The sequence below is a fragment of the Brevibacillus sp. AF8 genome, assembly GCF_021270385.1.
Lineage (GTDB): Bacteria > Bacillota > Bacilli > Brevibacillales > Brevibacillaceae > Brevibacillus.
Map to the genome: position 1 here is coordinate 90,949 of NZ_JAGQDN010000001.1, position 23,879 is coordinate 114,827.

Consider the following 23,879-nt stretch of genomic DNA (forward strand, 5'->3'; position numbering starts at 1 on the left):
TAAAACGATAAATCACAGAGTTGAGGTGCAGAATGAATAAGCAGGAAAATATCGCAAAAATTTACCCGTTAACCCCATTGCAAGAGGGTATGTTGTTTCATGCTGTCAGTGACACAAACAGCAGCGCCTACTGCCTCCAAATGTCCGCAAAACTCCAAGGTGATTTTCACCTGCCCATTTTTGAAGAGAGCATGAACAAGCTCGTAGAGAACTATGAAGTTTTGCGCACGGTGTTCGTTTATCAAAACCTGCAGAGACCTCGACAGGTTGTTTTTAAAGAGAGAAAAGTTACCATTCATTTCGAAAACATTGCTCATTTGCCAATAGATGATCAGAACGAATACATAAAAGCGTATACCAACCAGCATCATACGTTTGAGCTGACGAAAGACGTCTTGATGAAAGCAGCCATTTTCCAAACGGGGGAGAACCAGTACCAGTTCGTTTGGGCATTCCACCATATCATCGTCGACGGTTGGTCTTTGGGGGTCTTGCTTCATAAGCTGCTCGCGTACTATGCCGCCATTCGTAAGGGTGAGACTATTCCGCGAGAAGCAACCAAACCATACAGCGAATATATCAAATGGCTGGATAAGCAAAATAAAGAAGAAGCACTTACTTACTGGCAGAACTACCTGGAAGGCTATGACCATCAGGCTGACTTCCCTAAAAAGAAGAATGTAGCGGAAGATGGCAGTTATGTCCATGTGGAGAATCTTTTCACCATCGCACCTGAGAAGACTCAGCAGTTGATGCAGATTGCCAGTCAGAATCAGGCTACGTTGAGCAGTGTATTTCAATCTCTTTGGGGGATTTTGGCGAGCAAGTATAAAAACTCGGACGATGTGGTTTTCGGTTCTGTTGTGTCAGGTCGTCCGCCAGGGATTCAAGGGATTGAGAGCATGGTCGGATTGTTCATTAACACGATCCCAACCCGCGTGCAAACGAGTAGAAAACAAACCTTCAGTGGGCTGCTAAAAACAGTTCAGAAGCAAGCCTTGGCTTCTGCTTCTTATGATTTCGCTCCGCTGTACGAAATTCAGAGCAAGACGGTACTGAAACAAGAGTTAATTGATCATTTGGTGACGTATGAAAACTACCCGGATCATGCTTCGAGTGATCGGGAGGATTCCTTAGGCTTTCAATTCAACGTGGAAAATGGGGAAGAACAGACTTCCTATGATTTTAACGTTGTGGTAGCAGTCGCGCCTTCGAATGAGATGTATGTAAAGTTGAGCTACAATGCATCGGTTTATGAAGAGTCATTTATGAACCGAGTAGAAGGTCACTTGAAAACGATCATTGATCAGGTCATTCACAATTCGAATGTACTGCTTGAAGATATCGGCATCATTACGGATGAGGAAAAACAGCAATTGCTGGTCGCTTATAACGACACAACCGCTGATTATCCACGCGACAAAATGATTTTCGAGCTGATCGCGGAGCAGGCAAGACAGACACCTTCGAAAGTAGCGGTTGTTTGCGGGGAAGATCGCCTTACTTACCAGGAGCTTCAGGAGCGTTCCAACCAGTTGGCCAGAGCTCTGCGTGGGAAAGGAATTTCTCAGGGCAGTATCGTCTCCATTATGGCGGAGCATTCACTCGAGCTGATTGTGGCGATTATGGCAGTTCTAAAATCAGGCGGCGCCTATTTGCCGATTGATCCCGAGTATCCGATAGAGAGAATTCAGTATTTACTAGATGACAGTCAGACGACGATTCTATTGACGCAGTCTCATCTTCAAGAAAAAGTCGAGTTTGAAGGCGACATCCTCTACCTAGACAATCCTTCTTTGTTTGAAGGTGACAGTACGGATCTTGACAATTCATGCACACCGGACGATTTGGCGTACATGATCTATACTTCCGGGTCAACGGGGAATCCAAAAGGCGCGATGATTACCCACCGAGGTCTCGTCAATTACATTTGGTGGGCGAACAAGGAGTATGTTCAAGGGGAAGCTGTCGACTTTCCGTTATACTCTTCCATTTCGTTTGATTTGACTGTCACCTCGATTTTCACGCCACTTTTGTCAGGCAATACGATCTATGTATACAGAGGGGCAGATAAGGTACAGGTCATTTTAGACATCATCCAAGATAATCAAGTGGGAATCATCAAGCTGACGCCAACACATTTGAAGCTGATAGAAGAAATAGATGGAACAAACAGCAGCATCCGACGGTTTATTGTCGGTGGTGAGAACTTGCCAACCCAATTGGCGAAGAGAATCTATGAGAACTTTGGACAGAATGTCAAGATTTTCAATGAGTATGGACCTACCGAAACGGTTGTAGGCTGCATGATTTATTTGTATGACCCAGAGAAGCCGATCCAAGAATCGGTACCAATCGGAGTTCCTGCTGACAACGTCCAGCTTTATTTGCTCGATTCCGCTATGCAGCCGATACCCGTTGGCTCCATCGGTGAAATGTATATAGCTGGGGATGGCGTAGCCAAAGGATATTTCAACAGACCAGACCTGACCCAGGAAAAGTTCATCGATAATCCGTTCCGTCCGGGGACCAAAATGTATCGAACAGGCGATCTGGCGAAATGGCTGCCCGACGGCAATATGGAATACTTGGGAAGAATCGACCATCAAGTGAAGATTCGTGGACATCGGATTGAGATGGGTGAGATTGAGACGCGTTTAACGCAGCATGAATGGATCAAGGAAGCCGTTGTTATCGCGGAAAAGGATGACAGTGGTCAAAATGTGCTCTATGCCTACATTGTTTCCGAGCAGGAGTTGACCGTATCAGAACTACGAGAGCATTTGGGAAGTACGCTTCCTTCCTACATGATCCCGTCCTTCTTTGTTCGTCTGGAAGAAATTCCGCTGACAGCCAATGGAAAAGTTGAGCGGAAGAAATTGCCGAAGCCTGACGGTGCAGTTGTAACGGGAACGGCGTACGTCGCTCCGCAGAATGAAATGGAAACCAAATTGGCTGAGATTTGGCAGCAGGCCCTGGGGGTTAGTCGTGTAGGTGTTCACGATCATTTCTTTGATTTGGGCGGACATTCACTGAAGGCTATGACAGTCATCTTTCAAGTATCGAAAGCGTTGGAAGTGGATTTGCCAGTAAAGGCACTGTTTGAGAATCCGACCGTATCCCAGCTCGCTGCTTTTATCGCGAAATCGGGGAAAAGCGCGTACACAGCCATTCAACCGGTTGAGGAAAAAGAATTTTATCCCGTATCTTCTGCTCAAAAGAGAATGTACATCCTTCAGCAATTTGAAGGAAGTGGCATCAGCTATAACATTTCGGGCGCAATGCTGCTGGAAGGAAAGCTGGATTACAATCGTTTTGCTAGCACGGTCCAACGACTGGCGGAGCGCCACGAAGCCTTGCGCACCTCCTTCCACCGTATCGATGGTGAGCCTGTACAGAAAGTGCATGATGAGGTAGAAGTACCCATCCTGATGCTGAAGTCTACGGAAGACAAGGCGGAGCAGATCATGCGCGATTTCGTCCGTCCTTTTGATCTCGGAATCGCTCCGTTGATTCGAACAGGCTTGGTTAAGCTGGGCAAAGATCGTCATTTGTTCCTACTCGATATGCACCATATCATCTCGGACGGTGTTTCGTCCCAAATTTTACTGAGCGAATTTGCCAAGTTATACCAAGGGGAAGCCTTGGAGCCTCTTTCTCTCCAATACAAGGATTTCGCGGCTTGGCAAAATGAGCTTTTCCAGACGGATGTGTACAAGAAGCAGGAGCTCCACTGGTTAAATACGTTTGCTGATGAAATTCCTTTGCTCAATCTGCCGACGGATTATCCGCGACCAACCATTCAGAGCTTTGATGGGGATCTTGTCCTTTTTGACGCAGGAAAAGAATTGACGGAGAGTTTGCGCAAGATAGCAGCAGATACGGGAACAACCCTGTATATGGTCTTGCTCGCAGCTTACCATGTCCTCCTGTCCAAGTATTCGGGCCAAGAGGACATCATTGTGGGGACGCCTGTCGCTGGTCGTTCTCATGCCGACGTGGAAAACATCATGGGAATCTTTGTGAATACGTTGGCGATGAGAAATCATCCTGCGAGTGACAAAACCTTTACCGAATTCTTGCAAGAAGTGAAACAAAATGCGCTGGCGGCTTATGACAATCAGGATTATCCATTTGAAGAGCTGGTGGAAAAGCTGGCGATTCAACGTGACATCAGCCGAAATCCTTTGTTTGATACTATGTTTTCTTTGGAAAATGCGAATCAGCAGTCGCTGGAAATCGAGCAGCTTACAGCAGCTCCTTATGAGTTGTTTAACAAAATTTCAAAGTTCGATCTTGCTTTGAATGCGAGTGAATCGCAATCTGACATTCAATTCCAATTTGCATTTGGAACAAAGCTGTTCAAAAAAGAAACGATCCAAAGAATGGCCCATCATTATCTGGAAATCCTGCGTACCATTCCTGCACAGCCGAATGCCAAGCTAGCAGAAATCGACATGATGACAGAAGCAGAAAAACGTGCTCTGATCCTGAACGTCAATGACACTTTTGTCGAACGTTCCGCTGATCAGGTATTGCATCAAATGTTTGAAGAGCAGGTAGTGCTTACGCCAGATCAAGTAGCGGTAGCCTATGACGGATACACATTGACCTATCGCCAGTTGAACGCCCGGGCCAATCAAGTAGCTCGTTTGCTGCGGAGCAAAGGAACGCAACCAGATACGTTGATCGGCATTATGGTAGACCGTTCTATCGGGATGGTCGTGAGCATGTTGGCCGTGTTAAAAGCAGGTGGTGCGTATACGCCAATTGATCCTACCTACCCGCCAGAAAGAATCCAATACATGCTCAGCGACAGCAAGGCTCCTATTCTTCTGACACAGCGTCATTTGAAAGAGACAGTAGAGTATACAGGAGAAATCATTGATGTTGACGATGAAGCGATTTATGCAGGGGACGACACCAATCTTGACAATGTCGCTGGTGGGGATGACTTGGCTTATGTCATTTATACTTCTGGATCGACCGGAAATCCCAAAGGGGTTATGATCACGCATCAAGCGATTTGCAATCACATGCTTTGGATGAGGAATGCCTTCCCGCTGACTACAGAAGATGCTGTCTTGCAAAAAACGCCATTTTCCTTCGATGCTTCCGTATGGGAATTTTATTTGCCACTGATCACAGGGGGACGCCTGGTACTGGCAATGCCAGACGGACATCGCGACATCGCGTACATGACTCGCATGATCAGAGAAGAGAAGATCACGACATTACAGATGGTTCCTTCCTTGCTGGACCTGATCATGACCGAACCAGGATGGAGCAATTGCACGAGCTTGCAACGCGTTTTTTGTGGTGGAGAAGCATTGGCACCTGCGCTAGTTTCGCGCTTTTACCAGACGCAAACGGCACAGTTGATTAACCTCTATGGTCCTACAGAATCCACGATTGATGCGACATACTGGATTTGCCCTCGTTTGCCGGAGTATGGCGTGATTCCCATTGGCAAACCGATTGATAACGTCCGTTTGTATGTCGTAAATGCGAGCAACCAGCTCCAGCCAATAGGGGTTGCAGGAGAACTGTGCATTGCTGGCGATGGTTTGGCCCGCGGCTACTGGAATCGTGAAGAACTGACAGCAGCCAGCTTCATTGACAATCCGTTTGAACCGGGTAGCAGGATGTACCGTACGGGAGACATGGTAAGGTATCTAGCCTGCGGCAACGTGGAATATCTCGGACGCATCGACCATCAGGTCAAAATCAGAGGACACCGGATCGAATTGGGTGAGATCGAAGCAAGGCTTATGCAGCATGAATGGATCAAAACGGCTATTGTCCTTGCCCGTCCAGATGAAAAAGGGCAAAACAACTTGTACGCTTATATCGTTTCCGATAGGGAAATCAAGACAGCCGACCTGAGAGCTTATATGGCGTCCCATTTGCCAGCTTATATGGTTCCTTCTTATTTTGTTTATTTGGAGAAGCTACCGCTCACAGCAAATGGCAAGGTGGATCGCAAAGCATTGCCTCAGCCAGAGGGAGCATCCACATCTGAAATCGTGTATGTAGCTCCGCGCAATGAAGTGGAAGCTACGCTCGCAGACATTTGGCAAAGTGTACTTGGCGTGAACCCAATCGGGGTACACGATCATTTCTTCGAGTTGGGCGGACACTCCTTGAAGGCGATGAACGTCATCTCTTTGATCCATCGCACCCTTCATGTAGATGTGCCGTTGAAAACACTGTTTGAATCGCCTACCATCGCTGGCTTGTCGGCATACATCGCTACTGCTGGAAAAGGCAAGTATACGAAGATTGAACCTGTCCAAAAGCAGGAGTATTACTCCGTGTCTTCTGCACAAAAGAGAATGTTTATTCTCCGACAAATGGAAGGTGCAGGTATCAGCTACAACATGCCGGGCATCCTGTACATCGATGGCAAGCTGGATACAGAGCGTTTGCAGCAAGCGCTCAAGAGTCTGGTGAGACGCCATGAATCTCTGCGTACCTCGTTCCACACCGTGAAAGGAGAGACTGTTCAGCGCGTACATGAAGATGTTGAACTGGAAATCTCGTCGATGGAGTCAACAGAGGGAGAGCTGAAACAAATCGTCGAGCAATTTATTCAACCGTTCGACTTGGAAAAAGCTCCACTGATACGCGCTGGACTGGTCAAACTGCCTCTGGAACGCCATCTTTTTATGCTGGATTTTCACCATATTGTGGTGGATGGTGTATCGATTGGCATTCTGGTTCAAGAGCTTGCTCAGCTTTATCACGGGGAAGAGCTGCCTGAACTGAGCATTCAGTACAAAGACTTTGCCCATTGGCAGAATCAATGGTACGAGACGGAAGAGTTTGCTGCACAGGAAGCCTATTGGATCGATACCTTTACGGGAGAAATTCCTGTATTGAATCTTGCAACGGATTATCCGAGACCTTCTGTGAAAAGCTTCGAGGGTGAGCGATTTATTTTCGGCTCCGGTGCCCTTTTGAAAAAAGAACTGAATCGACTTGCCCATGGTACAGGAGCTACGCTCTACATGGTTTTGCTGGCGGCCTACAATGTACTTCTGGCCAAATACTCTGGACAAGAGGACATTATTGTTGGCGCGCCTACTGCTGGCAGGTCCCATGCTGAAACGGATTCGATCATCGGTATGTTTGTCAATACACTGGCGTTGCGAAACGAGCCTGTGGGGACGAAGACCTTCCTTAGCTTTTTGGCAGAAGTGAAAAACAATACGCTGAAAGCTTTTGAGAATCAGGATTATCCACTGGATGAGCTGATCGATAAGTTGGACATTCAACGGGATCTGAGCCGCAATCCTTTGTTTGACACCGTATTTATCTTGCAAAATATGGATCAGAAGCCATTCGAAATGGAGCAACTGACGTTTACACCCTATATGGCAGAAGTAAATCAGGCCAAGTTTGATCTGTCATTAGAGGCGTACGAAGAAGATGAAGAAATCATCTTTAGCCTTGATTACTGCACCAAATTGTTTACAAGAGAGACCATTGAAAAAATAGCGGCACATTTCATCCGAATCCTTCATGCCGTTATTGAGCAAGAAGCCGTTACATTGTCCGAAATCAGTATGCTTTCCGCTGAAGAAAAGCATCGCTTATTAGTAGAATTCAACCAAACGCATACGGAATATCCGCAGAACAAGACACTCCATGAGCTGTTTGAGGAGCAAGTGGAAAAAACACCACAGGTTACAGCGATTGTAATCGGTGATAAGCAGATGTCCTATCACGAATTGAATGAGCGAGCAAACCAGCTTGCCGTTACCTTGCGTGAACGGGGAGTAAAGGCTAACCAATTCGTAGGAATCATGGCGAATCGTTCTTTGGAAATGGTTGTGGGAATCATGGCCATTTTGAAAGCAGGTGGAGCCTACGTGCCTATCGATCCCGAATACCCGGAAGACCGTGTGGCCTACATGCTGGAGGATTGCGAAGCCCGTCTGTTACTTACCCAAAAGCATCTTGGAGCTAAACTGGCTTCTAGCGTGAGCGTGGAATGCCTGTATCTGGAGGAGGAGAACAACTATTCTCCCAACCGTTCGAATCTCGAACCGATTCAAACCGCTTCCGATTTGGCTTATGTCATTTACACATCGGGGACAACAGGTAAACCAAAAGGAGTCATGGTCGAGCATAGAGGCATTGTCAACAACGTGCTGTGGAAAAAAGAGGAGTATCAGTTTAGTGTTCATGATCGAAAACTGGTGTCCCTATCCTTTGCATTTGATGCCTTTGTTCTTTCCTTCTTTACGCCGATCCTTTCCGGTTCAGCTGTCATCCTGGCGAAGGACGAAGAAGCGAAAGATCCTGTATCTCTCAGAAAGCTCATTGCAGCTGCGAGATGCACTCAAATGACATGCGTGCCAAGTTTATTCCAAGCGATATTGGAATGCGGTTCTGCTGCAGATATCAGTTCCCTGCAAAACGTCACACTAGGGGGCGAAAAAGTAACCGCTCAGCTCGTTGAGAAGAGCAATCAGCAGAATCCGCAATTGGTCATCGTCAATGAATACGGTCCGACAGAAAGCAGTGTCGTCGCCACCTATCAACGAATTTCGCAACTGGATTCTGTGATAACAATCGGACGTCCCATTGCCAACACCAGCATCTATATTGTGGACAAATTCCATCAGCTACAGCCAATCGGCGTCGTCGGGGAAATTTGCATCGGTGGCCACGGTTTGGCACGTGGATATTGGAACAAGCCGGAACTCACAGCAGAGAAATTTGTTTCTCATCCGTATTTGGAAGGCGAGCGCATGTACAAGACGGGCGATCTAGGAAAGTGGCTCCCTGACGGAACGATTGAATTTATCGGTCGCTTGGATGAACAGGTAAAAGTAAGAGGATATCGGATTGAAATCGGCGAGATTGAGTCGGTTATGCTCTCCTTTAAAAAGCTGACTTCGGCTGTCGTGATTGTCCATGAGGACCAACAGGGCCAATCGTCGCTTGCTGCTTATTACACGGCGGAAGAAAGGCTTGAAGTCTCGAATCTGTGGACGTATCTGTCGAAAAGCTTGCCGTCTTACATGATTCCTGCGTACTTGATCCAGCTCGATCATCTCCCGCTTACGCCGAATGGAAAGATCGACAGGAAAGCCTTGCCGAAACCAGAAGGCAGGCCTGTAACGGGGGCAGAATATGTGGCGCCAGCAAGTCCTGTGGAAAGCAGGCTGGTAGAGATTTGGGAACATGTGCTCGGGATAACCGACATCGGTGTTCTCGACAACTTCTTCCAGTTAGGCGGGCATTCCTTGAAAGCCATGTCGCTCTCCGCACAGATCCATAAAGAATATCAAGTAGAGCTTCCACTCAGCGTGCTCTTTGCGACACCTACCATTCAGGCATTGGCACAGTATATCGAGACAAGTGGAAAAGACACGCATATACCGATTCATCCTGTACCGCAGCAAGAATATTATCCCGTTTCTTCAGCACAAAAGAGGATGTATGTCCTGCGCCAGTTTGAAGGTACCGGCACAGTTTATAACATGCCAAGCGTAATGTTTATTGAAGGCGATCTGGACTACGCACGCTTTGAAACCGCGATACACGGGCTGGTCAAGCGACACGAATCGTTGCGGACATCCTTCCACACAGTGAATGGTGAGCCTGTTCAGCGTGTACATGAGGCAGTCGAACTGGATGTGCGCTATGAGGATTTGACGGAAGATCAAGTCGAGCAAACCATCGAAACATTTGTGCAACCATTTGATTTGGAAAAGGCTCCGTTGTTGAGGGTTGGACTCTTCAGATTGGGAGAGAAGAGACATCTCTTCCTGATGGATATGCATCACATCATTTCGGATGGTGTCTCTGTCGGGATCATCATGGAGGAATTCTCGAAGTTGTATAGAAACCAATTATTAACAGATATGGCTGTTCAATACAAAGACTTTGCTGTCTGGCAGAAGGATCTGTTCCAAACCGACATCTATACAAAGCACGAGAACTACTGGTTGCAGTCCTTCGCGGGAGACATTCCGGTACTGAATCTGCCCGCCGATTATTCTCGCCCGCTTGTTCAAAGCTTTGAGGGAGATTGCATTACGTTCCAGGCTGACAAAACGTTGATGGACGATTTATACAAGCTCGCCCATGAGAACCAAACTACGCTGTTTATGGTCTTGCTGGCGGCTTACAATGTGCTCCTTTCCAAATACAGCGGTCAAGAAGACATCGTAGTGGGAACGCCGATTGCTGGTAGATCGCATGCGGATGTAGAAAAAGTCTTGGGGATGTTTGTCAATACATTGGCTTTGCGAAACTACCCTGACGGCAAAAAATCGTTCCAGGCATTTTTGGAAGATGTTAAACAGAATACACTGCAAGCATACGCCCATCAGGATTATCCGTTTGAAGCACTGGTCGAAAAACTGGAAATCCAGCGGGATCTCAGCAGAAACCCACTGTTTGACACCATGTTTATTTTGCAAAACCTGGACAAAAAAGCCTTTGAGGTGGATGGACTGAAATTTGAAGCCTACTCCGGAGATGGGCAGCAAGGCAACGCCAAATTCGATCTCACGCTGGAAGCACATGAAGATGAGACAGGAATTCATTTTGGTCTCGTATACTCAACGAAATTGTTCCAAAGAGACACGATAGAAAGAATGGCAGGTCATTTTCTACAGGTGCTGCGAGGAGTTATTGCAGATCAAACCGCTGCCTTGCACGAGCTCAGCTTGTTGACCGAAGAAGAAAAACAGCTTGTGACGGTCGCATTTAACAACACGATAGTCGATTATCCACGCGAGAGCACCATTCAAGAGCTATTCGAGGAGCAGGTTCTGAGAACGCCTGAGCAAGCCGCTGTCATTTTTGACGGACAGATGTTGACGTATCAGGAGCTGAACCAGAAAGCCAATCAGATCGCAAGTGCTCTTCGCCGTGAGGAAATCGGGAAGGATTCCGTTGTCGGATTGATCGCAGATCGTTCTCTCGAGATGATCACAGGCATTATGGGGATCATCAAAGCGGGAGGCGCCTATCTGGGGATTGATCCAGAGCATCCATCCGAGCGCATTACTTACATGCTCGAAGATGGCGGCGTGAAGGTTGTCCTTGTTCAAAGACATCTCTTGCATCTCGTGGAAGAAGGTCTCATTCCAATCATTTTGGAAGACGAGAGCCTGGAGCAAGAAGATGCCAGCAATCCGACTAACCTCAATGACGCCAAGGACTTGGCCTATGTGATGTACACGTCTGGTTCAACAGGCAAGCCAAAAGGAGTCATGGTCGAGCATCGCAATGTCACCCGATTGGTGAAACATACGAATTACGTTCAGGTACGTGAAGAAGATCGCATGATTCAAACGGGCGCCATTGGCTTTGACGCCATGACGTTCGAGATTTTCGGGGCTCTGTTGCATGGTGCTAGCTTGTTCCTTGTGAGCAAGGATGTCCTTTTGGATGCGGAGAAGTTAGGCAGCTTCCTGCGAGAGAATCGGATTACCACGATGTGGTTAACTTCACCACTGTTTAACCAGCTTTCGCAAGACAACCCGGCGATGTTTGAAGGTTTGCGTGCGTTAATCGTCGGTGGCGAAGCACTGTCTCCGAGACACATCAACAAAGTTAACAGCGCCCATCCAGCTCTGGAAATTTGGAACGGATACGGCCCGACCGAAAACACAACTTTCTCGACATGCTATTTGATTGAGAAGGAATTCGAAGACAATATTCCGATTGGGAAGCCAATCTCGAACTCCACAGCTTATATCGTGGATCGCTACAACCAGCCGCAGCCAATTGGGGTGCCCGGTGAATTGTGCGTCGGTGGTGATGGAGTTGCGAGAGGCTATTTGAACAAACCGGAAATGACCGCCGAGAAGTTTGTTCCGAATCCGTTTGTTTCTGGTGAAAATATGTACCGCACAGGGGATTTGGCGAGATGGAAGGCGGATGGAACGATTGAGTATTTGGGACGTATCGACCAACAGGTAAAGATCAGGGGCTATCGGATCGAGCTTGGGGAAATCGAGAGCGTCTTGACTAATCTGGAAAAGGTAAAAGAAGCTGTCGTTACCGTGATGGATGATACGAACGGCCAAAAAGCTCTCTGCGCTTACTTTGTTCCAGAAGAGGAGCTCGACGTAGCAGAGGTGAGAGAGGCTATTTCCAAAGAATTGCCTAGCTACATGGTTCCAGCCTTCTATGTTCAAATGGATAAACTGCCTTTGACTGCAAATGGGAAGGTCAATCGCAGAGCTTTGCCTGAACCATCTGGAGATCGGGTACAAGGCGCCACATATGTCGCCCCACAAAATACAACGGAGCAGAAGCTGGCAGAAATTTGGCAAGAGGTTCTGGGGATTCATCCGATAGGCATTCATGACAACTTCTTTGAACTGGGTGGACATTCTCTCAAGGCTATGAATGTAATCACGCAGGTGCATAAAGCATTCCAGGTAGAGCTTCCGTTAAAAGCACTGTTTGAATCTGCTACGATCCATGAGCTGGCTGCCTATATCACTGCGAGTGAGATTGAACAGTTCGAGACCATTCAACTAGTAGAGCAAGCAGAGTTTTACCCAGTCTCGTTCGCACAAAAAAGAATGTACATCCTGCATGAGTTTGAAGGAAGCGGGATCAGCTACAACGTGCCAAATGTGCTGATCATAGATGGCCAACTGGATTACGAGCGCTTTGAACATGCGATCCAAACACTGGTAAAACGACATGAATCCTTGCGAACATCCTTCCATTCGAAAAACGGGGAACCAGTTCAACGAATCCATGAGGATGTCACGCTGCACATCGGTATTTCCGAGGCGACAGAAGACCAAGTAGAGCAACGCATTCAAGAGTTGGTTCAGCCATTTAATCTCGAGTTGGCTCCGCTGTTCCGGGTTCACTTGTTGAAACTGGGAGAAGAACGACACTTGTTCTTCATGGATATGCATCACATTATCTCTGATGGTGTATCGCTTGCAGTCATCGCCAAGGAGTTTGCGAGCTTATACGAAGAAAAGCAGCTCCCTGACATGCGCATCCAGTATAAAGATTTTGCTGCTTGGCAGACGAAACTGTCCCAGTCTGAGCGTTTCCAAAAACAGCAGGACTATTGGACGGATGTCTTTGCAGGGGAGATCCCGTTACTCAACCTGCCAAATGATTTCCCAAGACCTACTGTTCAAAGCTTCGAAGGCGACACAGTAGCGATCGGTACAGGAAATCAATTACTTGCGGAGTTGCGACAACTCGCTGCAAATACGGGCTCCACACTGTTCATGGTGCTTTTGGCAGCCTACAATGTACTGCTGTCCAAATACGCAGGACAGGAAGAAATCGTTGTCGGTACACCGATTGCAGGTCGATCCCACGCAGATGTGGAACGAGTCGTCGGCATGTTCGTCAACACGCTTGCCTTGAAAAATGTGGCAGCAGGCAACCTGACCTTCCGCGAGTTTTTGGGTGACGTGAAACAGAATGCACTGCAAGCGTTTGAACATCAGGATTATCCGTTTGAACATCTCGTAGATAAGTTGCAAGTACGGCGCGATTTAAGCCGAAATCCACTGTTCGATACGATGTTCAGTCTGGGGCTTGCGGACTCGTCTGCATTAGAAATTGCCGGACTCAACATGTCCGCTTACCCGGTAGATGGCAAGATCGCGAAATTCGATATCGCTCTGGACGCGATGGAACAACAGGATGAGCTTCTCGTGCAATTCAGCTATTGCACGAAGTTGTTTGCAAAAGAATCGATCGACCGCATGGCAGCACATTACGTCCATCTTCTACAGACGATCATTGCCAATCCAGATTGCAAGCTGGCAGAGATCAATGTTTTGTCAAAAGAAGAGATAGAGCAAATGCTGCATGATTTCAATGCAACAAAAGCCGCTTATCCAACGAATAAAACGTTCCAGGAGCTATTCGAAGAGCAGGTAGAAAAAACACCGAACGAAGTAGCTGTCATCTTCGAGGACGAACAGCTTACGTATCGGGAATTAAATGAAAAAGCCAACCAACTCGCACGTGTTTTGCGCAAAATGGGAGTCAAGCCAGAGAGCAATGTCGGCATCATGGTAGACCGCTCCTTGCACATGGTAGTAGGGACGCTCGGTATTTTGAAAGCCGGCGGCGCCTACGTTCCGATTGATCCAGACTATCCGTTGGAGCGCCAAACATTCATTTTGGAAGATAGCGATGCGAAGTTGTTCCTTACCTTGCAAAAGATGAATACGCAGCTTGCATTCCCTTACGAAACGCTCTATCTGGATGCAGAGGGGTTGTATCAGGGAGAAGCGAGCAATCTGGAACCTGTTGCACTGCCGGAACACGCTGCTTACATCATTTATACGTCCGGTACGACTGGCAAGCCAAAAGGGGTCGTGATCGAGCACCGGAGCTATGCGAATGTCGCGTTTGCATGGCAGGATGAGTATCACTTGGATACCTTCCCGGTTCGCTTGCTGCAAATGGCGAGCTTCGCCTTCGACGTATCGACTGGCGATTTTGCCAGAGCATTGCTCACAGGAGGGCAACTGGTCATTTGCCCGAATGAGGTCAAAATGGACCCTGCTTCCTTGTACGAAATCATCAAGCGGTATGAAATAACGATTTTCGAAGCCACACCAGCTTTGATCATGCCGTTGATGCATTACATTTACGAAAACAAGCTCGACATCAGTCAGATGAAGCTCCTGATCCTCGGAGCAGACAGTTGTCCGGCAGAAGACTTCAAGACCTTGCTCGCCAGATTCAGCCAGACAATGCGCATTGTTAACAGTTATGGCGTAACAGAGGCGTGCATCGATTCCAGCTATTACGAAGAAACAGATGTCTCATCCATTCGCTCGGGAACGGTACCGATCGGAAAACCGCTGCCGAATATGCAGATGTATGTGATGGATCAACAATTGAATCTTCAACCTGTTGGAGTCGTGGGGGAGTTGTGCATCGGTGGAGCTGGGGTCGCTCGCGGTTATTTGAACAGACCTGAGCTGACACAGGAGAAGTTCGTACCAAATCCTTTTGCACCAGGTGAACTCTTGTACCGTACGGGTGATCTGGCAAAATGGCGCACGGATGGCAATGTAGAATTCCTGGGTCGTAACGATCATCAAGTGAAAATCAGGGGTGTCCGTATCGAGCTGGGCGAAATCGAGACCCAGCTACGCAAGCTGGACGGAATCCTTGAAGCAGTTGTCATCGCAAGAGAGGATCACAGACAAGAAAAGTATCTATGCGCGTACATGGTGGCAGACCATGAGATCGATACAGCACAAGTACGTAAGGAATTGCTAAAAGAATTGCCTCAAGCGATGATTCCATCGTATTTCGTAACGCTTGAAGCGCTGCCGCTTACCGCAAACGGGAAGATCGACAGACGTTCCTTACCGGCGCCAGATGTATCTCTACTCAGAACGACAGAGTACGTGGCACCTCGTACGGAGTTGGAGGCACAATTGGCCCGCGTCTGGGAGCAAGTGCTGAATGTGGAACATGTAGGGGTTCTGGATGATTTCTTTGCAATTGGCGGTCATTCCCTGCGTGCGATGAGTGTGATTTCGAGCATGCATAACGAATATCAAGTCGATATTCCGCTTCGTATTTTGTTCGAAAAACCGACGATTCAGCAATTGGCTGCACACATCGAAGAGACAGCAAGAGGATATGTCATTTCGATCCAACCAGCACCTGCGCAAGAGTATTACCCTGTTTCATCAGCTCAAAAGCGCATGTATATCCTCCATCAGTTCGAGGGAGTCGGCATCAGCTACAATATGCCTTCGACTATGCTGATCGAAGGAAAGCTGGAACCGGAACGATTAGAGACAGCGTTCAAGCGGCTGATTGCGCGACATGAAAGTCTTCGTACGTCTTTTGCCGTTGTAAATGGAGAACCTGTTCAGAAGATTCACGAGGAAGTATCTTTTGAACTTTCGTATACAACGATCACAGAAGATCAGGCACAAGAGGTTCTTTCATCCCTTGTTCAGCCATTCGATCTGGGGGTAGCGCCGTTGCTTCGCGTCCGTCTCCTGCATATTGGAGAAGATCGTCATGTGCTCTTTACCGACATGCATCACAGCATTTCCGACGGTGTATCCTCCGGCATTCTCCTGTCTGACTTAGTGAAGTTATACCAAGGGGATGTTTTGCCAGAGCTGCGAATCCAGTACAAGGACTTCTCCGTATGGCAACGGGAGCTTTTTGAGTCCGATGCCTTCAACAAGCAAGAACAGTACTGGGCTCAAGTGTTTGCAGACGAAATTCCAGTGCTGAATCTGCAAACGGATTTCACCCGACCAAGCATTCAAAATTTCGCAGGAGATCAGTATAGCATCGGAACCGGTAAACAGCTCATGGAAGGCTTGAACCAGTTGGCCCGAGAAACGGGAACGACACTGTATATGGTGCTCCTCGCGACGTACAACGTACTGCTTTCCAAATATTCCGGGCAAGAGGACATCATCGTCGGCACACCGATTACAGGCAGATCCCATGCTGATCTGGAACCAATCGTCGGTATGTTTGTCAACACATTGGCGATGAGAAACAAGCCGCTTGCTGGGAAAACATTCACCGAGTTGTTGCTGGAAGTCAAGCAGAATGCACTGGACGCTTATGTTCATCAGGATTATCCGTTTGAGGAACTGGTGGAAAAACTCGACATTCCGCGAGACTTAAGCAGAAACCCGCTCTTCGACACGATGTTTACTGTGCAAAACAACACGGATGATGCTATCGACTTGCTCGGCTTGACACTCGCTCCTTTCATGACTGATCAGGCTGGCAACCATTCCAAATTTGATTTGACGTTGATTGCCACAGAAGAGCGTGAAGAGATTCGCATTGGCGTGGAGTACAGCACAAGCTTGTTTACGAGAGAGACAATTGAACGGTTAAGCAACCACTTCATGGCTATTGCCCAAATCGTTGTGCAAAACCCGCATATCCGCTTGAGCGAAATCGATATGCTCTCGACGGAAGAGAAGCAGCAAATTTTCGGGAAGTTCAATGATACAGGTGTTAGCTACGTACCGGACAAAACGATGCATCAATTATTCGAAGAGCAAGTCGCGAAGACGCCAGATCAGGCAGCCATTCTCTTTAACGGTCAGTCACTGACGTACAGCGAGCTCAATGAGCGGGCCAACAGACTGGCAAGAGTTTTGCGCACCAGGGGAGTTGGACCCGATCGTCTTGTAGCAGTCATGGCGGAGCGTTCACCAGAGATGATCATTGGCATCCTCGGTATCTTAAAGGCAGGCGGAGCGTATGTTCCAATCGACCCGGCTTATCCGCAAGAACGCATCCAGTACCTGCTTGCGGACAGCAACGCAGCACTGCTTCTCTGCCAATCTCATTTATCAGAACTATTGTCTCGCGTGTCGAGCGGTCTTGACTGGCTTGATCTGAACGCAGAGCATGACAACAAGATGGATGGCTCCAATCTCTCATCACTCAATCAACCAACTGATCTCGCCTATGTAATCTATACATCGGGTACGACCGGTAAGCCGAAGGGCGTTATGATTCCACATCGAGGAATCGTCAATTGCTTGCAGTGGAGAAGAGATGAATATGGATTCGGACCGGGAGACAAGGCGTTGCAGGTATTCTCATTTGCCTTCGATGGGTTTGTAGCCAGCTTGTTCGCTCCGCTTTTCGGAGGTGCTACTTGCGTCTTGCCGAGAGAGGAAGAAGCGAAAGATCCGGTAGCGCTGAAAAAGCTGATTGCCTCGACGGAAGTCACACATTACTACGGTGTACCGAGTCTGTTCCAGGCAATTCTGGATTGCTCGACTGCTGCCGACTTCTCACCTCTGCGTTGCGTGACACTGGGAGGCGAGAAACTACCTCCGCAGCTTGTGCAAAAAACGAAAGAAAAGCATCCAGCAATCGAGATCAACAATGAATACGGTCCGACCGAAAACAGCGTCGTCACCACCATCTCTCGTTCGATTGAAGCGGGGCAAGATATCACGATTGGACGACCGCTAGCCAATGTACAGGTTTACATCGTAGATACGCAACATCATTTGCAACCGATTGGCGTAGTGGGAGAGCTATGCATCGGAGGACCCGGACTGGCAAGAGGTTATTTGAATAAACCAGAGCTCACTCAAGAAAAGTTCGTTCCGAATCCGTTTGTGCCAGGCGAGCTCATGTATAAAACGGGTGACTTGGTGAAATGGCGGACGGATGGCACGATCGATTACATCGGCCGGGCTGACGAACAGGTGAAGGTGAGAGGGTACCGCATCGAGATCGGGGAGATCGAGAGCACTATACTTGCTTACGATGGCATCGATCAGGCAGTGGTAGTTGTGCAAGAGGATGACGTAACGGCCGGACAGTATCTTTGCGCTTATCTCGTCCCAGCAGCAGAGGTATCCATTTCCGAGCTGAGAAATTATCTGGCGAAGGAACTGCCTGCTTACATGGTTCCAAGCTATTTTGTCCAGTTGGATCAACTGCCGCTTTCAGCCAATGGAAAAGTGGATCGCAAAGCGTTGCCGAAGCCAAAGCCATCGGATGCGGCCTCACGTGAGTTCGTGGCCCCAAGAAGTGCGACTGAGCATCAATTGGCTGCCATTTGGCAGGAAGTTTTGGGGATAGAACCAATCGGCATCACTGACCATTTCTTTGAACTGGGTGGGCACTCATTGAAAGCAACACTGTTAGTTGCAAAGGTGTATGAGTACATGCAGATTGAACTTCCGTTAAACCTTATCTTCCAGCATCCAACCATTGAGAAGGTAGCCGATTTCATCACGCACAAGAACTTCGAGGGCAACTCCGGTGGTCCCATTCTCTTAAATGAAGAGACGGCGAGAAAGGTATTCTGCTTTACGCCGATTGGAGCCCAAAGTGTCTATTACCAAAAGCTTGCTGATGAAATCAAGGGCGTCTCCTTGTATAGCTTTGATTTCATCCAAGAAGACAATCGACTTGAGCAGTACATCGAAGCCATTGTAGCGATTGATCCAAAAGGACCCTATACGCTCATGGGGTATTCCTCTGGAGGCAATCTGGCATTTGAAGTCGCAAAAGAACTGGAGAACCAAGGATATGTCGTGACCGATCTCATCTTGTTCGATTCGTACTGGAAAGACAAGGTGATGGAGAGGACTCTGGCGGAAACAGAGAGTGACATTGCCCAGTTATTTGCCGAAATTGGTGAGAACATCGAGATGTTCAACATGACGCAAGAAGACTTCAATTTGTACGCTGCCAATGAATTCGTCAAGCAAAGCTTCATTCGAAAAACGGTCAGCTACGTGATGTACCACAATCAACTGATCAATACGGGTGCAACGAACGCAGCGATCCATCTCATTCAATCAGAGCTGGAATCGGGCGAAGAAGATCTGGCCGCAGTCAAATGGAATGAAGCCGCTTGGACACAGGCTACGAAACGACTGATGACGTACGAAGGGTACGGTATCCACTCCAGAATGTTGGGTGGAAATTACGTGACAATGAATGCCTCCATCCTCCGAGACATCCTGCAAGAGCTGTTCATTCTGAAATAAGATCGAGGCTTTGTGATGATTCCCCTTGGGAACACGTTTTCCAAGGGGAGTTCATCCATTACATCCTTGGAGAGGAGCAGCAAATGATTTTTACCAAGCAAGCTCAGCACAGAAAGAAAGAGCCCGTGTTTGGCTGGATACTCTCATATGTAAAGCCTTATCGAGGTTGGGTCATGATTTGTATCATTGCCTCGCTCCTTGTGGCTGTTGCAGACATTTGGATGGGAATCCTGATCAAAACCATGGTTGAACATACGGACAACTTCGACAAGCTGGTCAGTATTGCCCTTATCATTTTTTGTCTGACCATCGTCGGTTTTCTCTCAAAATATTTCATCACGTATTCGGCAGCTAGATTTAGTGCAAGAGCCATGAGAGATTTGAAAAACAGCATGGCTTCTCATCTTGAAAAAGTCCCCATGTCCACAATGGATAAATTTCATTCTGGCGATCTCGTTTCTCGCTTAACAACGGATGCCCAAATCTTGCAAAGCTTTTTGCAAAAGCATTTCTATCAGCTATTTTATTTGCCGGTTGTTTTTGTCGGAGCTCTAGGACTGTTGTTGACGATCAATTGGAAGTTAATCATCTTCAGCGTTGCAATCCTCCCCGTCGCTATCGCGATCACAGGGTGGATGAGCAGACCGCTTCAAAAATATTCGGAGCAAATGCAGGACCATCTGGGTAAAACGAACGCAATCGCTCAGGATACGCTTTCCGGGATTCACATGGTCAAAGCCTTTCAATTGGAAGGTGTCCTGTATCGTAAATACCATGCGGGTATGAAGCAGGTTTTGAAAAATGCGTTCCAGGCAGAGAAGAAACGTGCGTGGATGACAGCACCAGGGATTTTATTGTTTTCTTCCCCCATTCTGTTTTTTGTTGCTTATGGTGGGTACTTGATTCAGGCGGGAGAATTGGATCTGGGCAGCTTGGTCGTTTTCAGCTATTTGCTTCACTTCATTATCGAACCTCTTTCACTCGCGCCCGTTTTGTTTGCCCAAGTACAAGAGACCTCAGGTGCGGCAAAGCGGCTGCAAGAAATTTTTTCACAGCCAGTTGAACAAAATGATCTGCCTGCGATTCCTGTTGATCCACAAGCGATTCCTGTACAGTTTGAGAACGTTACGTTTGGCTACGATCAGGTAAGGATTCTTGATGATGTTAGCTTTACGTTACATCCAAATAAGACCGTTGCGTTAGTTGGTGCAAGCGGAAGTGGAAAGAGCACCATCATGAAATTGCTGTGCGGGTTTTATCAAATGGAACCGGGCAACGGAAGACTCAATGTATTCGGTCATTCCATGACGGAGTGGAATATGCCGGACATGCGGAGCTATCTTTCCATGGTTTCTCAGGATACGACGCTATTTCCCGTGTCTATTGCGGAAAATATCTCATATGGACGAATTGATGCGACACAAGACGAGATTATCGCAGCGGCAAAAGCAGCCAATGCGCATCACTTTATCATGGAGCTGCCGCAAGGATATCAAACAAAAGTGGGAGAACGAGGCTCTCGTTTATCCGGAGGACAGAAACAGCGGATCGCGATTGCCCGAGCGATTTTGAAGGACGCCCCGATTCTGCTGCTGGATGAACCAACGTCTGCTTTAGATACAGAATCGGAAGCTCTGGTACAGGAAGCACTGGAAAATGTAATGAAAAATCGGACGGTTCTCGTCATTGCTCATCGACTGTCTACGATAAAAGACGCGGATGAAGTGCTCGTTTTGGAGCAAGGACAAATTGTTGAACGGGGTACACATTATGATTTGCTTGCCCAAGACGGCGCTTACACCAGATTGTATCAAAAACAGTTTGCCACAGAGACGCACAGCTCACTGGCAGCAGGGAGGGTATAGGCATGTTCATCAAGAGTTTGATGCGGGAACTACTTCAACTGCTGTCGTTTATGAAATCGAAAAAGCGAGCGTATATATTAGGACTCGTAGGAGACGGAATCGGTCAAGCAGCTGTATTGGTATCTTTACCTTTCGTATTCAAGGATCTGACGGATTTTGCGAACACAAAAGACCCTGCTTTATTAACCAGAGCGATTGCCACCATGGCTGTGATGTTCCTCTTGCTAAGTATCCTGTCTCCATTTTTCAGCTACATCTATCGTCGATGCGTCCGTGAGCTCATTGCCAACATTCGGCTTCATGTCTATCAACGTTTGAGCAAGCTGCCTTTCGATTACTATGAGCAGCACCATTCGGGAGATACGATGTCGAGACTGGGCAATGATGTTGTCCTCATGGAAAACGCGTACGCAGAGCAATTGAAAACATTGAGCATCATCCTGCTGTCACTGATTGGCTCGATCATAGGAATGTTTGCAATGGATTGGAAAATTGCCGTCGTCTTGTTGATCGTAAGCGCATTGACTCTTTATGTGAATACGCTGTTTGCCAAGTCTGTACGGCGCATTGGAGACCGAATGCAGCAGCAGATGGGGATTGGGACAGAAAGATTAAACGATTTTTTGTCTGGGTTGCCCATCATCAAAATGTTTCATTTACATAACGTTGTGACCGCCCGTTACACGGCAGCAAATGAAGAAGTAGCTTCGTCTGCCATCAAGCAAGGGCATAAACACGGATTATTGGAAGGGACCAATTTCTTCATCCAATTCGTAAGCTTCGGAGGAATGCTTGTTTTTGGAATCATGATGGTGTCCAAACAAATAATCGGGTTGGGTGTGCTGGTTGCTCTGGTTCAACAACAGATGCTTGTAACACTGGCCTTTCTCCAGCTTGGCCAAGTCATTACAGCGTTGCAGAGCTCGCTAGCTGGCGCTTCTCGGGTCGTCGATTTTCTGAATGAACCTCTCGAACCAGAAGAGTATCAGCAGAGCACCGACAAACACCAGCATTGCGAAAGCATGCTGAAGCTGGAGCAGGTCGTTTTCGGATACACCGAAGATACAAATGTGCTGGATGGTGTTTCGTTGCGAGTCGAGCAAGGCCAAATGGCTGGCCTAGTCGGATCGAGTGGAAGTGGAAAAAGCACCGTCATGAAACTTCTGTTAGGGTATTACCCACCTGCGAGCGGCTCTCTTTATTTACTAGGCAAGCCCATGGGCGCCTATTCTCTGGCAGAAATCAGAAGCTTGATCTCATACGTGCCTCAGGATGCCTTTTTGTTCGAAGGAACCATTGAAGACAATATCCGTTACGGCTGCTTGAACGCTTCGGAAGAGGATGTCATCCAGGCAAGCAAAGCCGCGCATGCGCATGATTTTATTATGGAACTGCCAGATGGCTACCAGACAAAAACAGGAGAACGCGGTGCCAAGCTATCCGGCGGCCAGCGTCAGCGAATTGCCATTGCCAGAGCTATCTTGAAAAATGCACCGATTCTTTTACTGGACGAAGCAACCTCTGCTTTGGATGCAGAATCGGAATATTGGGTGCAGCAAGCATTAACTGCACTCATGAAAGATAAAACAGTACTTGTCATCGCTCATCGCCTGTCGACTGTAGAGGCTGCCGATGTGATTTACGTGATGGATCAAGGAAAGGTTATCGAGCAAGGGCGCCATGTGGAATTAATGCAGTACAACGGCATCTATGCCAACTTGTATGAAGTGCAGCAGCGAAAGGATCGAGCAGATCAAATGAGTAGCCTGGAATTGACCGAAAGAAGGGTGAGCGCTACATGATTGCCATTTACGCTTTGAAATGTCCTGCTGTCATGGAGAAAGAGTCGTTCAACCGATTTTTACAAGCACTGCCCGAAGAAAAACGGGAACGGGTCAATCGTTTCAGAAATCCGGCTGACTCCTATCGGGCGTTGCTCGCGGACGTGCTGGTACGTTCTCTCATTTGTGAAGTCTACGAGATTTCCAATGACGAAATCGAGTATGACTACAATGCATACGGAAAACCTTTTTTGAAATCATTTCCCAACTTCTGCTTTAACGTCTCGCATTCCGGGGAATGGGTCGTCTGCGCCACGCATGACGCGCAGGTGGGGATTGATGTGGAGCAAATATGTCCGATTGATTTGGATATTGCCACTCATTATTTTGCAACAGCCGAAGTAGAGGATCTCTTGGCAAAACATCCAGATGAACAGGTTTCATATTTCTACGACCTTTGGACCTTGAAGGAGAGCTATATAAAAGCGAGAGGCATGGGGCTATCCATCCCGTTGCAATCATTCGCCATAAGAAAAAACCTGGACCAATCGATTACGATATCGCAAAGTGATTCCCGCGATGCTTGGGCATTTCATCAGTATGAGATCGATCCAGGTTACAAATTATCAGCATGCGCGACTGCCAATCAGTTTGCTGCTCAAGTAGTGATGAGGGATTTACAAGATTTGGATCAGGCTATTTTTCATAGAAAGATGTCGAGATAATACGCAATGAGG

General features: G+C 47.6%; 4 protein-coding genes. All 4 read left to right on the top strand.

Translation table 11 applies throughout. From position 1 onward, the window contains the following. The first annotated feature begins 32 nt into the window (after positions 1–32). A complete protein-coding gene (tycC, locus tag KB186_RS00350; protein WP_232772841.1) occupies positions 33–19,496 on the top strand; it encodes a tyrocidine non-ribosomal peptide synthetase TycC in 19,464 nt (6,487 codons plus the stop codon). A gap of 83 nt (positions 19,497–19,579) precedes the next feature. Further along, positions 19,580–21,361 (top strand): ABC transporter ATP-binding protein, encoded by a 1,782-nt coding sequence (locus KB186_RS00355; protein ID WP_232772842.1) that lies wholly within the window; start codon positions 19,580–19,582, stop codon positions 21,359–21,361. Between the two features lie 2 nt (positions 21,362–21,363). After that, on the top strand, positions 21,364–23,163 hold the full coding sequence (locus KB186_RS00360; protein ID WP_232772843.1) for an ABC transporter ATP-binding protein: 1,800 nt from the start codon (positions 21,364–21,366) through the stop codon (positions 23,161–23,163). Then, on the top strand, positions 23,160–23,867 hold the full coding sequence (locus tag KB186_RS00365) for a 4'-phosphopantetheinyl transferase family protein (RefSeq protein ID WP_173609241.1): 708 nt from the start codon (positions 23,160–23,162) through the stop codon (positions 23,865–23,867). The genes KB186_RS00360 and KB186_RS00365 overlap by 4 nt, the downstream gene beginning before the upstream one ends. The last annotated feature ends 12 nt before the right edge of the window (positions 23,868–23,879 follow it).